At 43.1% G+C, this 14,979-nt stretch carries 15 protein-coding genes; 12 read left to right on the forward strand and 3 right to left on the reverse strand.

Annotation, left to right across the window (positions count from 1 at the left end):
- Positions 1-272: 272 nt before the first annotated feature.
- The 3 genes from dnaB to argF all read left to right on the forward strand — a co-directional run bounded on the left by dnaB (position 273) and on the right by argF (position 4,087).
- Positions 273-1,676: a replicative DNA helicase gene (gene dnaB, locus JMX48_RS07260; protein ID WP_201536072.1), complete on the forward strand. Its 1,404-nt coding sequence runs from the start codon at positions 273-275 to the stop codon at positions 1,674-1,676.
- A gap of 174 nt (positions 1,677-1,850) precedes the next feature.
- A complete protein-coding gene (gene alr / locus JMX48_RS07265; RefSeq protein WP_201536074.1) occupies positions 1,851-2,966 on the forward strand; it encodes an alanine racemase in 1,116 nt (371 codons plus the stop codon).
- Between the two features lie 197 nt (positions 2,967-3,163).
- Positions 3,164-4,087 carry an ornithine carbamoyltransferase gene (argF, locus tag JMX48_RS07270; RefSeq protein WP_201536076.1) on the forward strand — a complete coding sequence of 308 codons (924 nt, stop codon included), beginning with the start codon at positions 3,164-3,166 and terminating at the stop codon, positions 4,085-4,087.
- 122 nt (positions 4,088-4,209) lie between these two features.
- On the opposite strand, the gene rpiA is transcribed toward argF, so the two are convergent.
- From rpiA to arsC, 3 genes are all read right to left on the reverse strand, one after another.
- A complete protein-coding gene (gene rpiA, locus JMX48_RS07275) occupies positions 4,210-4,869 on the reverse strand; it encodes a ribose-5-phosphate isomerase RpiA (protein WP_201536079.1) in 660 nt (219 codons plus the stop codon).
- A gap of 152 nt (positions 4,870-5,021) precedes the next feature.
- Positions 5,022-6,332 (reverse strand): arsenic transporter, encoded by a 1,311-nt coding sequence (locus JMX48_RS07280; protein WP_201536082.1) that lies wholly within the window; start codon positions 6,330-6,332, stop codon positions 5,022-5,024.
- A 148-nt stretch (positions 6,333-6,480) separates the two neighbouring features.
- The gene (arsC, locus tag JMX48_RS07285) at positions 6,481-6,888 is read right to left on the reverse strand and encodes an arsenate reductase (glutaredoxin) (RefSeq protein ID WP_201536085.1); all 408 of its coding nucleotides are present in this window, start codon (positions 6,886-6,888) and stop codon (positions 6,481-6,483) included.
- A 369-nt stretch (positions 6,889-7,257) separates the two neighbouring features.
- On the opposite strand from arsC, the gene ilvA reads away from it, so the two are divergent.
- The 9 genes from ilvA to JMX48_RS07330 all read left to right on the forward strand — a co-directional run bounded on the left by ilvA (position 7,258) and on the right by JMX48_RS07330 (position 14,638).
- The gene (gene ilvA, locus JMX48_RS07290; RefSeq protein ID WP_201536087.1) at positions 7,258-8,811 is read left to right on the forward strand and encodes a threonine ammonia-lyase, biosynthetic; all 1,554 of its coding nucleotides are present in this window, start codon (positions 7,258-7,260) and stop codon (positions 8,809-8,811) included.
- Positions 8,812-8,948: 137 nt separating this feature from the next.
- The gene (locus JMX48_RS07295) at positions 8,949-9,329 is read left to right on the forward strand and encodes an excalibur calcium-binding domain-containing protein (RefSeq protein WP_201536089.1); all 381 of its coding nucleotides are present in this window, start codon (positions 8,949-8,951) and stop codon (positions 9,327-9,329) included.
- 30 nt (positions 9,330-9,359) lie between these two features.
- Positions 9,360-10,049, forward strand: coding sequence for an FMN-binding negative transcriptional regulator (locus JMX48_RS07300; RefSeq protein ID WP_201536091.1), 690 nt, complete (start codon positions 9,360-9,362; stop codon positions 10,047-10,049).
- A 54-nt stretch (positions 10,050-10,103) separates the two neighbouring features.
- Complete coding sequence (locus JMX48_RS07305) at positions 10,104-10,544, forward strand: RNA-binding S4 domain-containing protein (RefSeq protein ID WP_201536093.1); 441 nt, start codon at positions 10,104-10,106, stop codon at positions 10,542-10,544.
- 197 nt (positions 10,545-10,741) lie between these two features.
- Positions 10,742-11,239, forward strand: a complete 498-nt coding sequence (locus tag JMX48_RS07310) for a low molecular weight protein-tyrosine-phosphatase (protein WP_201536095.1) — start codon at positions 10,742-10,744, stop codon at positions 11,237-11,239.
- 93 nt (positions 11,240-11,332) lie between these two features.
- Positions 11,333-12,481, forward strand: a complete 1,149-nt coding sequence (murB, locus tag JMX48_RS07315) for a UDP-N-acetylmuramate dehydrogenase (protein WP_201536097.1) — start codon at positions 11,333-11,335, stop codon at positions 12,479-12,481.
- Positions 12,471-13,259, forward strand: a complete 789-nt coding sequence (locus JMX48_RS07320) for a YdcF family protein (protein WP_201536099.1) — start codon at positions 12,471-12,473, stop codon at positions 13,257-13,259. The genes murB and JMX48_RS07320 overlap by 11 nt, the downstream gene beginning before the upstream one ends.
- Before the next feature lie 174 nt (positions 13,260-13,433).
- Positions 13,434-13,706 (forward strand): cbb3-type cytochrome oxidase assembly protein CcoS, encoded by a 273-nt coding sequence (gene ccoS / locus JMX48_RS07325; protein ID WP_201536102.1) that lies wholly within the window; start codon positions 13,434-13,436, stop codon positions 13,704-13,706.
- Between the two features lie 86 nt (positions 13,707-13,792).
- Positions 13,793-14,638, forward strand: coding sequence for a sulfite exporter TauE/SafE family protein (locus tag JMX48_RS07330; RefSeq protein ID WP_201536105.1), 846 nt, complete (start codon positions 13,793-13,795; stop codon positions 14,636-14,638).
- Positions 14,639-14,979 lie beyond the last annotated feature (341 nt).

The raw sequence follows: 14,979 nt of genomic DNA on the forward strand, positions 1-14,979 counted from the left end.
GATTAAGGTTGTAATAAGTGAAAAAATCATTTATACTATATTCACATTGTATAAATGATTTTTTCACTTATTACAACCTTAATCTAGAACAGATAGTTATTTATAGCATCTGAAAAAAGTGCATTATGTGTTAAACTTTCGCTTCTGATTGTAGCATTTACGGACAAACGTGAGACCACGTTTTGGTACTTCTATCGTAGAAGTGCGCCACCTCTGTTTTGCTATATTACTCACCTTTTTTCTTATACCGATTTTTAACTCATTAGGCTCTCATGGCAGAAAACGACAAAACCGACGACTTACTCAATCAGACACCGCCGCACAATATTGATATTGAAAAGGCATTGCTCGCGTCTTTGATGAGTATCGAAGAGGCGTACGACAAGATTGCAGATATCGTCACTAAAGATGATTTTTATGCGGGGCGACATCAATATATTTTTGATGCTATTGCTCATTTAGCAGCGGTTAACGAGCCTTATGATACGGTTATGGTGCATGATTGGCTAGAAGCTCAAAAACTACTCAAAGGCGCAGGTGGTGACAGCTATCTGGCCGATATTTTGAGCCAAAGTCCTGCGACCTTGTTTAACCTAACTGCCTATGCTCAGCGCGTACGTGAATTGTCTACCCTGCGCCAGCTGATTACCACGGGTAATGAGATGTTGACACTTGCCTATAATCCAAAAGACCAGAGCGTCAGTGATATTTTGGACAGTGTCGAGGGTAAGATATTTAGCATCAACGAGCAGCATAATAAACGCGCTGAACAACGCGGGCCTGTTGGCATTACCTCAGTATTGACCAATGTCATCGATAAAATCCAAGAGTTGAAATCCAATCCAGACGGCATGATTGGTTTACAAACACCCTTTGCTGAGTTGAACAATAAAACGCAAGGTCTGCAAGCGGGTGATTTGATCATCGTTGCCGCCCGTCCTTCTATGGGTAAAACCACCTTTGCCATGAATTTGGCAGAAGGTATTTTGTTTAATGAAGATTTGCCAGTCGTGGTGTTTTCGATGGAAATGCCAGCAGAATCTATCGTGATGCGTTTGCTGTCATCGTGGGGCGCGATTAATCAGACGCATCTGCGTTCTGGGCAGATGAATGAAGATGAATGGGCAAAAATGATGAATGCTATCCAGCATTTGCAATCAAAGCACCTTTATATTGATGACAGTACTGCCCTGCCGCCGTCTGAGATGCGTTCACGTTGCCGCCGTATCGCCAAAAATCACGATGGCAAACTTGGCGCTATCGTGGTCGATTATCTGCAATTGATGAAAGTTCCCAATCTCGACGGTAACCGTGTTGGGGAAATCTCAGAGATTTCGCGCAGTTTAAAAGCGCTGGCACGTGAGCTTGAATGTCCAGTGATCGCCTTATCTCAGTTGAACCGTAGTCTAGAGAACCGCCCTAACAAGCGACCTATCATGTCGGATCTACGTGAATCTGGTGCGATTGAGCAGGATGCCGATTTGATTATGTTCATATATCGCGATGAGGTTTATAATGAAAACACAGACCATAAAGGTGTCGCTGAAATCATCATTGGTAAGCAGCGTAACGGTCCTATTGGTACACTGCGTTTAGGCTTTGAAGGGCAATTTACCCGCTTTATTAACCTGACTCCAGAATATTATCAAGGCGTCAGCTTCGATGATGATGAATAATGAGCCTAACCAACGTTAACGCTTAACCATGAGCTATTAATACTCTCAAACAATATTAATATTCTCAAGCAATAATGAATAAAAATAGCCAGTGATGCATCAGTGCGATTGATGCCCACTGGCTTTATACTTTCTTAATATAATTTCGTAATTTTGCCAATAAAGAAGCCAATTATGCGTACCATTACCATTCAACCAAAAGCCCTTACTCACAATCTCAACCAAGTTAAAAAGCTGGCACCGCACTCCAAAATCCTTGCCATGGTAAAATCCAACGCTTACGGTCATGGTGTGGCAGCGATCTTGCCAGCATTACAACAGGCAGATGGTATTGGTGTGGCAACGCTGACAGAGGCGTTTGAAGCAAGGCAATTAGGCTGGAATAAAACCATTGGTTTGGTAGAAGGGGCATTCACGGCCGATGAGTGGCAGCAGGCTATTGAGCATGATATTGGCTGTGTGATTCATCATAAGCCGCAGTTAGAATGGGCATTGGACAACATTCCGCCAGCTGATAGCGCAAGCAGAGTGGTTTGGATAAAATACAATACGGGTATGAACCGTCTAGGTTTCAATGCTGAAGGCGTTATAACAGCGGCCAAGCGTCTGCATGAGGCTGGATATCAGCTGATACTAGCCACGCATTTTGCCAACGCTGACGACCATGATCATCCATTAAATGCGATGCAAATTCAGCGTTTTACAGACGTGCTAAATACGTTAAAAGAAGACATTAGCGCCGATATCAAAGGGTCATTGTGTAATTCAGCTGGCATCGTCAATTTCTCAGCGCATCATCATGATTGGGTACGCCCAGGTATTATCTTATATGGTAGCTCACCAGTCATTGATAAAAGCGCGCATGAGCTAGACTTGCAACCAGTCATGAGTTTTAGCGCACAGATCATAGCGCTACAAACGGTCAGTGCAAATGACGCTATCGGCTATGGTAGTAGCTGGACGGCGCAGCAAGATACCAAAACGGCTTTGGTGAGCGTTGGCTACGGAGATGGCTATCCACGAGTCGTCAATGCCGATGCTTATGTCACTGTCATCGATGCTGACAGCAATCAAGGCTACCGTTGTTCTGTAATTGGACGTGTGGCGATGGATATGATTGTCATTGATGTCAGCGCCCTATCAGAAGATATTGCTTTGTTAAATAGCAAAGTCATACTATGGGGTGACGCACCACGTGTCGATGAAGTGGCCACGCATGCCGACACTCTTAGCTATGAATTACTGTGTCGCCTGAGTATACGACCGAAGCGTATAGTCGATCCACTATAAAATCAATACAATGCTCCCAAGATAATGACGAATTTACGGTCTACTTAGGTGACTTATCACTCATCGCAAATTGAACGTTTACATTGGAAATATTTGCGCTATACTAAAAGTTTGTTGTCACCCCAGTATGCGCACTAATGCGATGCTATTGAAGACTGATAACATTTCACTGACTGCGATTGACTGCTAGGATTACTATGAGTTTGCGCCATTTTTTGACCTTATCTGATTTAACCAAACAAGAACTAGAAACCCTTATTAAGCGCGCCAGCGAATTACGTAAGATGCAACACGCAGGCGAGATATATCAGCCCTTTGTTGGTCGTACGCTTGGTATGATTTTTGAAAAATCCTCTACCCGTACGCGTATTTCTTTTGAAACGGGTATGGGTCAATTTGGCGGCAGTGCTATCTTTTTATCGCCAAATGATACCCAGCTGGGACGCGGTGAGCCGTTAGAAGATTCAGCGCGCGTGATTTCTAGCATGGTTGATATCATCATGATTCGTACCTTTGGTCACGAAAAAGTCGAGACCTTTGCTGAGTACTCAAGCGTGCCTATTATCAATGCCCTGACCGATGAATTCCATCCTTGCCAGCTGCTTGCTGATATGCAGACCTATTACGAGCATCGCGGTAGTATCGAAAATAAAATCGTGACGTGGGTCGGTGATGGCAACAATATGTGTTCATCCTTCATGCAAGCGGCCCATCAGTTCGGCTTTGAGCTACGCGTGGCTGCGCCTTATGGCTTTGAGCCTGACCCAAAACTGATGGAACGTTTCTCTCATTGCGTAAGCTTGGTAGAAAACGTACAAGATGCAGCAAAAGACTCTAACCTAATCGTCACCGATGTATGGGCAAGTATGGGACAAGAATCTGAGCAAAATACCCGCGCCCGTCGTTTTGCGCCTTATCAAGTCACGCCATCATTGTTGGATAAAGCGGATCCCGAAGTGGTATTTATGCACTGCCTGCCTGCGCATCGCGGTGAGGAAATCTCTCACGATATGCTGGATGATCCGCGTTCAGTGGTATGGGATGAGGCAGAAAACCGCTTGCATGCGCAAAAAGCCTTGATGGAGTTTTTGTTAAAAGACAAAATTAAGCTCCCTACATAAAAACATTGCTACCTGCGTAAAAAGCTCTGCATGAAGTGATCATAGAATAAGACACATAAAAAAGGCAGATCACATCTATTGTGCTCTGCCTTTTTAGTTTTTTCTCAATAATCAAAGACCAACTAGCGTATTAGCGTTTCTACACCATCACTACTGGCTTTTAACAATATATCTGCTTGATTGGCCGCAAATATACCATTGCATACGACACCCACGATATTATTTAGCGTTTTTTCTAGCGCGACTGGATCGCTCACATCCAAATCGTAAGTATCTAAAATAACATTGCCGTAGTCAGTGACAAAGTCTTCGCGGTATACTGGCTCGCCGCCCAAGCGGGTTAACTGCCGCGCTACGTAAGAACGTGCCTGCGGTAGCACCTCTATTGGCACTGGGAACGCCCGTCCTAGTATCTCGACACTTTTACTGGCATCTACCATGCACACAAACTTATTGGAAGCCGCCGCCACGATTTTTTCACGAGTGAGCGCGCCGCCGCCACCTTTTATCAATTGCAGATGCTCATTTACTTCATCAGCACCATCGATATAAACATCTAGCGTACCTGCAAAATTTAAATCCACTATCTCTATACCAAGTGCACGCAACCTATCCTCAGTCACCTGTGAGCTAGCCACTGCGCCAGCAAGCTTCAGTGTAGGCAACAACTCAATCAAACAGTTGACCGTACTTCCCGTTCCTACACCAAGTATCATGTCGTCTTCGATATAGCTTAGCGCAGCTTTGGCGGCGGCTTGCTTTTGTGCGTGCTGATCACTCATTATAAATCCTTGGTAAAATAAACGTATCGTTATAAAAGAGATAAACATAAAAGAGGTAAAATTCGCGGCTATTATAACCGATGACTTCACTAAATGTCAGCGCAATAACTATTCTGATAATCGTACATCACATCAATTTCTTAGAGTGTGTTTTAGAAATTAGACAAATATGGTAACCAAAAAACCAATGCCAGTAGTGTTATTAATAGGACTGGTGGTGTGATTAACAGGCCTATTTTCATATATTGGCCCCAGCTGATTTTATAGTTTTGCCCTGCTAATACATGCAGCCATAACAAGGTCGCAAGACTACCGATGGGCGTAAACTTTGGCCCCAAATCATTACCAATCACATTGGCATAAATCATTAACTCACGAGTCGCCACAGGCACTTGCGCGCTATCAATAGCAAGTGCCCCTACTAATGTCGCAGGCAGATTATTCATAACAGAAGCAATAATGGCGGACAAAAATCCTGTGCCTAAAGTCGCCGTAATCTCGCCCTGCTGTCCCAACCAAGTCAAAACTTGGGCACCATAATTCGTGAGTCCTGCATTGCCCAAGCCATAAACCACTAAATACATCCCAATTGAAAACAACACAATTTGCCAAGGCGCGTGACGCAAAATATCGGATACAGAAATTACTGCACCGCGACCTCCTTGCCAAAAGCGACCAGCAATGACTATCAGCATTAACGCCGCTGCACCAGTGACAACAGAGATGGGCAAGCCTAATGGCTCAGTCGCAAAATAAGCAAGGAGTAACAGTGTCAACAGTGGAAAAGCTGCTTTAAAAACCAATGGGTCTTCAATAGCGGATGTCGGTGCGCTCAGATTGGTAATTGAATAAAGCGTTGGAATATGACGAGAGTATGCGACCCATAATACTGCCAGCGTTGCGATTACAGAAACGACGTTAACTGGTACCATAACCGCTGCATAACGCCCAAAACCGATACCAAAATAATTGGCACTGACGATATTAACCAAATTAGACGTAACCAGCGGCAGACTTGCGGTATCGGCAATAAAGCCAGTCGCTATGATAAAAGCCAAAGCGGAAGGTGGAGAAAAGTTAAGTCGCAGCAAAATGGCAATAACAATGGGTGTCAGTAGTAACGCGGCCCCATCATTGGCAAAGAACGCCGATATAAATGCACCTAAAATCACAATCATAGGGAACAATAAACGCCCTTGCCCGTTGCCCAGTCTCGCCACATGCAACGCGGCCCAACCAAAAAACCCGGCCTTATCTAAGATGAGAGAGATAATAATTAGCGCCACAAAGGTAAAAGTCGCATCCCAGACAATATTCCAAACGACACCAACGTCAGACCATTGCACCACACCAAAAACTAAGGCGACTAATGCTCCACCCAGTGCGCTCCAACCAATACCCAACCCTTTAGGCTGCCATACCACCAAAACCAAAGTCACCATAAAAATAATGAATGCAAGCATTGAATAGCCTTAAGCGAACAAAGTCTAGAACCATTAATCAATAACATAGTCTAGAACCATTAATCAATAATGAGAAGAAAGTGGCTTTTGCAACAGTAATTCCCCCTAAAAACAATATCAATCAGATACCATTTAGGAGTTGCTACTATTAGAAGTTGCTACTATGAATAATCTCTCCATTCTCTTTTGTAAAACTGCTTACTGGCGTGTTTAATAATCCAAATATCCGCTCTAATGGTCGGCATAACGCTGTACCATTATCGGTGACTACTATAGGGCGATTGATTAAAATGGGGTGCGCAATCATGGCATCGATAATCTCATCGTCAGAAAGTGCCAGATTATCTAAGCCCAAATCATCGTTGATAGACTCTTTACTACGTAGCAACTCACGTGGCGCGATGTTCATTTTTGCCAACAGCTCAACCAAGCAATCACGGCTTGGTGGGGTTTTAAGATATTCAATTACCTCTGGACTCTCACCTGACGCTTGTATAATGGCTAAGGCATGACGAGAAGTACTACATTTTGGGTTATGAAAAATTAATGATGTCATAGCGATTTTGCCTGTTTTTTGGTTTTGGTATTATTTTCATATGCCAATCATATAGAAGCACGAAAATAACTCAATATTATTCAGCAAACAATCACACAAACAATCCATCAAAATAGTTTAAACACTTTAGAAACGCTATGGTGCAACTGGTATGAACTTTTAGCGAGCAACAGTTATAACAGTAGTATCGGACAAGTAGTAAATGACCGTGAATATATCAATACTAGTTACCTACTGCACAGCAAAGTATTAAATTACTCGAAAAAATGCAATTGTGTCTTGCAAGACGATCAAAATCAGCATAGGCTAATCTATTTCTTTTTTTATATTAATTTATACTTTTTATATTCATTCTGTTTAGGGATTACTATGCTGTCACACTGGGTACGAGCCATATTACAAGCCACCGTCTATGACGTTGCGATTCAAACACCACTTGAAGCGGCACCCAAGTTGACCCAACGTTTTGCCAATGACATTCGCTTCAAACGTGAAGATTTACAACCCGTCAAATCCTTTAAATTACGCGGTGCTTATAACCGTATTAGCCAATTGAGCGATGAGCAAAAAGCACGCGGTGTGATTTGTGCCTCAGCGGGTAATCACGCGCAAGGTGTCGCCTATTCTGCCCGCAAATTATCACTCAATAACATCATTGTTATGCCAACGACCACACCTGACATCAAAGTAGATGCGGTTAGAGCACTGGGCGGTAACGTCGATTTGCATGGTGATAGTTTTGATCAAGCCAATCGCTATGCCATCGACCGCGCTGAGCGTGAAGGCTTAACCTTTATTCCGCCTTATGATGATGAATTGGTCATTGCCGGTCAAGGTACGATTGGTCTAGAGCTAACGCAGCAATGGCGCAATATGGATTACGTTTTTGTGGCAGTTGGTGGCGGCGGTCTGATTTCGGGTGTCGCAGCATTTTTAGGAGAAGTTGCGCCGCATGTTAAAGTTATCGCCGTAGAAGCTGATCAGTCGGCTTGTCTGAAAGCCGCACTTGAAACGGGCGAGCGCGTCAAGCTTGAGCAAGTAGGATTGTTCGTCGATGGCGTGGCTGTAGCACAGATTGGCGAGTTACCTTTTGACGTCGTACGTATGCAAAAAAGTGATAAATCAGGCCCTGTAGTCGAGCCTGACGTCGTTACTTGTACCAATGATGAAGTCTGTGCTGCCATCAAAGATATCTTTGAGGAAAATCGTAGTATCGTTGAGCCTGCTGGCGCCTTGTCGGTGGCTGGCATGAAAAAATATATCAAAGCCAACAATCTACAGAGCAAAAACTGCGTCGGCATCATTTGCGGTGCCAATATGAACTTTGACCGTCTACGTTATATCGCTGAGCGTACTGAGATTGGTGAGAAAAAAGAAGCTATCTTTGGGGTAGCTATTCCAGAGCAGACTGGTGCTTTCCTAAACTTCTGCCGTAGTCTACATGGACGCAACATCACTGAATTTAACTATAGAGCCGATAGTAAAAAATCACCAGACTCTATGGAGCCTGCCGCAATCTTTGTCGGTATTGCCTTAAAAGAAGGCGATAAAGAACGTCAAACCATTAGCAGTCAGTTAGCAGCCGACGGCTATGAAGCCCACGACCTCACGAATGATGATATCGCTAAATCGCATATTCGTCATTTGATTGGCGGTCATGCTCATATCGAAAACGAGCAATTATTAAAAGTAGTTTTTCCAGAACGCCCTGGTGCCTTGTTGACGTTCTTAGAAAAACTGGGCGACGATTTTAATATTACTTTATTCCATTACCGCAACCACGGCGCTGCTGAAGGTCGCGTATTAGTCGGTTTGCAAGCTTCTGAAGGCAATTCTCGCCAGCTACAAGACGCCCTTCTCGATATTGGTTATGACTGTACGATGCTAAATGACAATATCGGCTATCAGTTATTTTTGAAGTAATTAAGATAAGTCTAAAGCATCATTTATCGTGGCAGTTTCTTAATCAATTAAAAAACTGTCATTGATAAATTAGCTGTCATTGATAAATTAATAGTAACGGTTAGCTTTCAGCATTTATTAACAGGCACTGGAGAGTTATGAAAAAAATATTGATGATCGTAATGTTGCTAGTTCTAGCCTTTGCAGGTTATAAATTTTTTCAAACTGAAAGCTCCAATAATAGTGCTAAAACTAATATTGTCACTGATATCTCAACGGTTTTTGACTCCACATCTACTGACTTTGATGATATACCACCAACGTACGTTGATTCAGATCTAGAGACAGCATCAGCCTCGTCAGTAAAACCAGTATTAAATACACCGCCAGCAGCACCAAGCTTTACCTGTGATAGCAGACAGCACTGCTCACAAATGACCTCTTGCGCAGAAGCCACTTATTTTAGTAATAACTGTCCCAATACCAGGATGGATGGTAATAATGACGGTGTTCCATGTGAGCAGCAGTGGTGTAACTGACTTTATATCAAACATAAACTGAGAACAGCAATGCATACTCCTGCCATTTTTAGCGAAGAAAACCTAGAAAACATTATGGAATTTATCGCAGCAAATCCCTTAGCGACCTTGGTTGCTCCAACCAAAAATGGCATCGAAGCCTGCCATATACCGCTATTCTGGTATAACGATAACTTTATGCCTAATGCTGATTTTGGTTCTGATGTTAACTCTAATGCTCAGCACGGCTATCTTTACGGTCATTTCGGTCGTAAAAACCCTATTTTTCAGGACGCCTTACCAAATACTTCATGGTTAATCATTTTTCAAGGATATGGACATTATATCAGCCCCAATTGGTATCCCACCAAAGCCAAAACCCACAAAGAAGTGCCCACTTGGAACTATCAAAGCGTGCATATCCAGTCTACAATGACATTGATTGAAGATACAAACCAGCTCAAGTGGCTATTGGAAACAATGACTTCGAAACAAGAAATTGTCTCAGACAACCCTTGGTCATTAAAGGATGCACCTGATACCTACATCGACGCTATGTGCCGAGGAATTATTGGCTTCCGTCTTAGCATAGACACCATACAAGCCCAATTTAAATTGAGCCAAAATAAACCAGCAGAGAATATCTCAGGGGTGATCAATAATTTAGTGCAATTAGATACGGAAGATGCCACAGCGATGGCTCAAAAAATCGCTCATCATAACAATAGAACGCCCTTTTAATTCGAAAAATAACCACCATTATTATCTTAGTGTATTGATATTTATGAGGTTTTAATGAGTAAACATAATAAGAATCATAATCAGCCCAGTCATAGCAGCCCTGATACGGTACGTATGCGCATCGATAAGTGGCTATGGGCTGCACGCTTTTATCGTACCCGTACCCTTGCCAAAGAAGCGATAGAAAGTGGACGGGTACATTATGCGGGTAGCCGCGTCAAAACCAGCAAAGAGATTGCTGTCGGAGATGAGTTAACCATTCGCCAAGGCTCAGCCACTGCCATGACCGAAAAGACCGTCGTCGTCGAAGCACTAACCGTACAACGTGGTAATGCTACTGCTGCCCAAGTTTTGTATTCAGAGACTGATGAGAGCGCAGTACGCCGCGCTTATTATGCCGAGCAGCGTAAACTTGCCAATCTTGCAAGGCCCGATAATAAACCCAATAAAAAAGAACGTCGTGATCTTCAACGCTTTAAAAGTAAACAAGATTAATGGTAGTAGCACGGGAGCGCCAGCGTATCAATTTTTTAGCGCTCAAATGACCGTATTGTTCAGTCTCTACCCTTGCCATTCAAGGCATTAAGCGTTACGCTGGCGGCTGTTTTGTTTAATTGATTACATGCTGATAAAAACCGTACCAACCGTACTGGTCTTTTATGGCATGTTTTTTCGTTATAAAAGGTTATATTATGCTGATGAAAACCTGTACGCCATCGTCTGTACTATTGGTTTGCTTAGGAAATATTTGCCGATCGCCCACTGCCGAAGAAGTTTTTCGCCAGCAAGCCGCGATTGCAGGCCTGTCAATAAAAGTAGATTCGGCAGGAACTGGGGATTGGCATGTTGGTCATGCGCCGGATAAGCGAGCGCAGCGCCATGCAAAATCGCACGGTTATAAAATCAATAAATTAATAGCACGTCAAGTAAATGCTGATGATTTTCGTAATTTTGATTTAATCTTGGCGATGGATTCACAGAATTTGGCAGATTTACAAGCCATCAAAGACAGCCTAACAAACACAGATAGTCGTTTAGCCAAGCTGGCATTATTCAGTGAAGAAGACCCTACTTATGGTGGCGACGATGTGCCAGATCCTTATAAAGGTGATAACAACGACTTTGAAGAAGTGATTGAGCGTATTGAGTCAAGCGCCCAAGCTTGGATCGAAAGTTGGAAGGCTTGCTAACGATAGTAGCTATATTGCTGCTACTTTTGTGTGTTCTATCCTTTATAATAAATACCACATAATTTGTTATCCATTTGTCCTACAGGCTACGTTATGACCTCCACTTCGCGCCTTGATTTTAGTGCTCAATCTACGACGATAAATGATTTGTCAGCGAGCTTATCGACGCGCGAATTGGTCGATTTATCACATGGTAATACCATGGCTTTGGCCTGTGTGGCTGACTCGGTTGTGACATTAACAAGTGAGGCGCAGCTTGACGTTTTTATGGCAAATTATGAAGAAAATACAGAAAACGAGAAGCCCTTATTTGTGTTATCTGGCGGTAGCAACGTATTATTGCCAGCTCATTTAAAGGCTACTGTATTGCAGCCAAAAATGCGCGGTATCAGTCTATTAGCTCAAACAGACAGTTACGTAGATATTGAAGTGATGGCGGGCGAAAATTGGCATGATTTGGTAGTATATACTGTCAATCAAGGCTGGTATGGCCTAGAAAATCTTGCGCTGATACCGGGTCTCACTGGTGCCGCGCCTGTACAAAATATCGGCGCTTATGGTGTCCAGCTAGAAGATTGCTTAGAATATGTACGTGCTTATCATCTACCCACTAAAACGTGGCATCATTTAACCTCAGCAAACTGCAAGTTTGGTTATCGCGACAGTATTTTTAAACGTGCGCCTAATATATGGTTGATCAGCTGCGTTGGTTTTAGATTACATACTGATCCAAATAAAATCCTAGCCAGTTATGGCGATGTGCAGACAGTGGCAGAGCGCTATGCTGAGCAACAAGGACGCAATCAGGCAATTCCTGCCGATGTGATGCAGGCGATTATAGATATTCGTCAGCAAAAACTACCAGACCCTCAGCAGCTGCCTAATTGTGGCAGTTTTTTTCAAAACCCCATTATCCCTCAAACACAGTTTATTGCTCTACAAGCAACGTACCCTGCTATCGTTGGCTACCCAATGCCTAATGACATGGTAAAAGTGGCCGCAGGATGGCTCATTGAGCAGGCAGGCCTAAAAGGTGGCGGCATTGCACCGATTTTCACCCATCAGCAGCAAGCATTAGTACTGACCAACCATACGCCTTATCAAGCGACCCAAGACGATGTTGCAAATGCACAACAACATATCACCGATGTCATCTACAAAAAATTTGCCATTCAGTTATCACGTGAGCCAATTTGGGTGAATGCTGATACCTCTATCGGGTATGGCGAGCATGTCGCCTAAAAAATCATTGCCTAAACGGCCGTTATCTAAGCGATTGTGGCAGCATTACTTGCGTTCAGCTGAGCGTATGGTGAAAGTATTTCGCATCATTAATATCACCTTTTTGCTGGGTTCAACGACGGTTATTTTAGTCGTTATCAGTTTGTTCACCCCACTATTCTCTCAAGCAATTGTCTATATCCTAATGCTTTTACCATTACCGAATCTACCTTCTGTTGCGCTGAGCTCACCGCCCACCGCTTACGTAGTACTGGGAGGAGGATTAACCAATGATAATAACAATCAAATCATACTAAACAGCTACAGTCTCAATCGTGCCCGTGCCGCTGCCAGCGCATATCACGATTTACCCCTGCCTATTGTATTAAGCGGTGCTGAAGCGCCGTGGTTAGGTCAATGGCTTCTCGAACATGGTATCGATGGACTGATAAGCGAAAATGCCAGTATGAATACATGCGAAAATGCGCGTTTTACCGCCAAACGTATTCCACTGCATCACGTTTACCTCATCACTGATAGCTATCATATGGCGCGTGCTCGTAGACAGTTTGCCTTAAATGGTATCAATAGCACGCCACTTAATGCGCCTTTACCCGTTAACCGTGATTGGATGAAACCTGCACAAAACTTAAGTCACTCACGACGTGCTGTTTATGAAGTCGCCGCCTATTTGCGTGATGTGATACGCCCGCAGATGGATTGTCGTCATGCCGAAGATGTGACTTCACAGCAGCTATTAACGCCGCGAGGTAATGCGGTAAAGACATTTAATAATTAGGCGTTTTCTCAATTCAAGCGATTTTATCTAAATGACTCATGCCTTAGCAGCAACCTTCAATATATGGCATATATTTTATAATATGCTTCTATCTCACTTTTATCACTACAGAGCATCACCACAATGACTATAAGTGTATAATAATGTAACAAACTGCTATCTAAGAAATTTACTATGCTCAGTATATTTTTATTAATACCATTAAGTCTCATGCTATTTGTGGTTGCCATTTGGGCGGTACGCTATGCCGTAAAGTCAAACCAGTTCGAAGATTTGGACAATGCGTCACAGCGAATCATATTGGACGATCGTCAAGAGCGTCGCCAAACCATGCAAGCTCATGAGCATTCAGCTACGACTGGGGTTGTTAGCGAAAAAGCAAATAATGCTGATACAAAATCCGTTAATCCTTCTAGTATAGATAAAAACTCAAAAACCGAGCCTTGATTCATCCTAGCTAAGATGAATCAAGGCTCGGTTTTTGTTAAATGCGCAAAAGTAATGAGATTTGCCTTTTTTGGGAGACACGCTTAATGACCACAGCTCTACTCATTGCAGCATTATTGATGGGGTTTTTTGGTTCACCTCATTGTTTAGGTATGTGCGGCGGTCTTGTGACGGCATTTGGGTTGTCGATGAAAGACGTCAGTCCAGCCAAGCGTCGTGCGCTTGTTGTCACCTATCATCTAGGTCGTTTGACCAGTTACGCCTTTTTGGGTTTAATCGCAGGGCTTATTGGCACGACTGTTCTAGAGCCATTGATGAGCGGTAATAATACGCCTCGAATCTTATTAGGCTTGGTATTGGTGTTTGTCGGTGTGACCATGCTTGGCGCACCATTCTTAAGTAAGCTTGAGCGTTTTGGCATGCGCTTTTGGCAATACCTGAGCCCACTTCGTCAAAAAGTTTTTCCATTGAATACTTTCCCACGGGCGCTAACTGCGGGTCTACTTTGGGGCTTTTTGCCTTGTGGTTTGGTTTATGGTGCCTTACTTATCGCAGTGGTCGCTCACAACCCATTAAGTGGTGCAGCGCTCATGTTTGTCTTTGGTTTAGGAACGATGCCAATGCTGGTTGCCACCCATGAAACTGTCGGCTGGTTACGTGACAAGATTGGACGTTTTCGTTTAAGGCAGATTAATGGCGCTATGATGGTAGTGTCTGGCTTAGCCGTTGCATTTGTGCCTATCATAATGTCAAATATGCATAGTGGACACGCGCAAATGGATCATAGTAGCCATTCTGCTATGGTGTCTGACACAGTTATTACTAATCCTCATGATATGAGCCAAATGGATCATGATATGACATCAGATATGGACAACAATATAGATCATAGTATGCACGATGACGCCACATCCATGCATCATGCTCAATAACTTTTAATAAATATTCCTAGAGCGTGTCCTCAATTCAAACGATCGTATCTAAATGGGCTAAAAATGGTTGAATTTTGCCAAACATTGTCAAATAGCTGATTAATATCGCGATATTATTTGCGCTATTTTCCTCGTTTGACTGTAATTCATTTCATTTTTATGACCATTTTTAAAATGAGGACACGCCCTAGTACTTTTTGAGCTTTATCAAATATAGTCAAAGTATCTTAAAAGCACGACAGTACTGCTGATATCACTTTTTGTAGCCTTTGTCTGCAACGGCACAGCAAGTAAGAAAATTGATATTAGCAGTGAATGATGTATGGATATTACTTTTCACT

Source organism: Psychrobacter immobilis (assembly GCF_904846225.1).
Lineage (GTDB): Bacteria > Pseudomonadota > Gammaproteobacteria > Pseudomonadales > Moraxellaceae > Psychrobacter > Psychrobacter immobilis_F.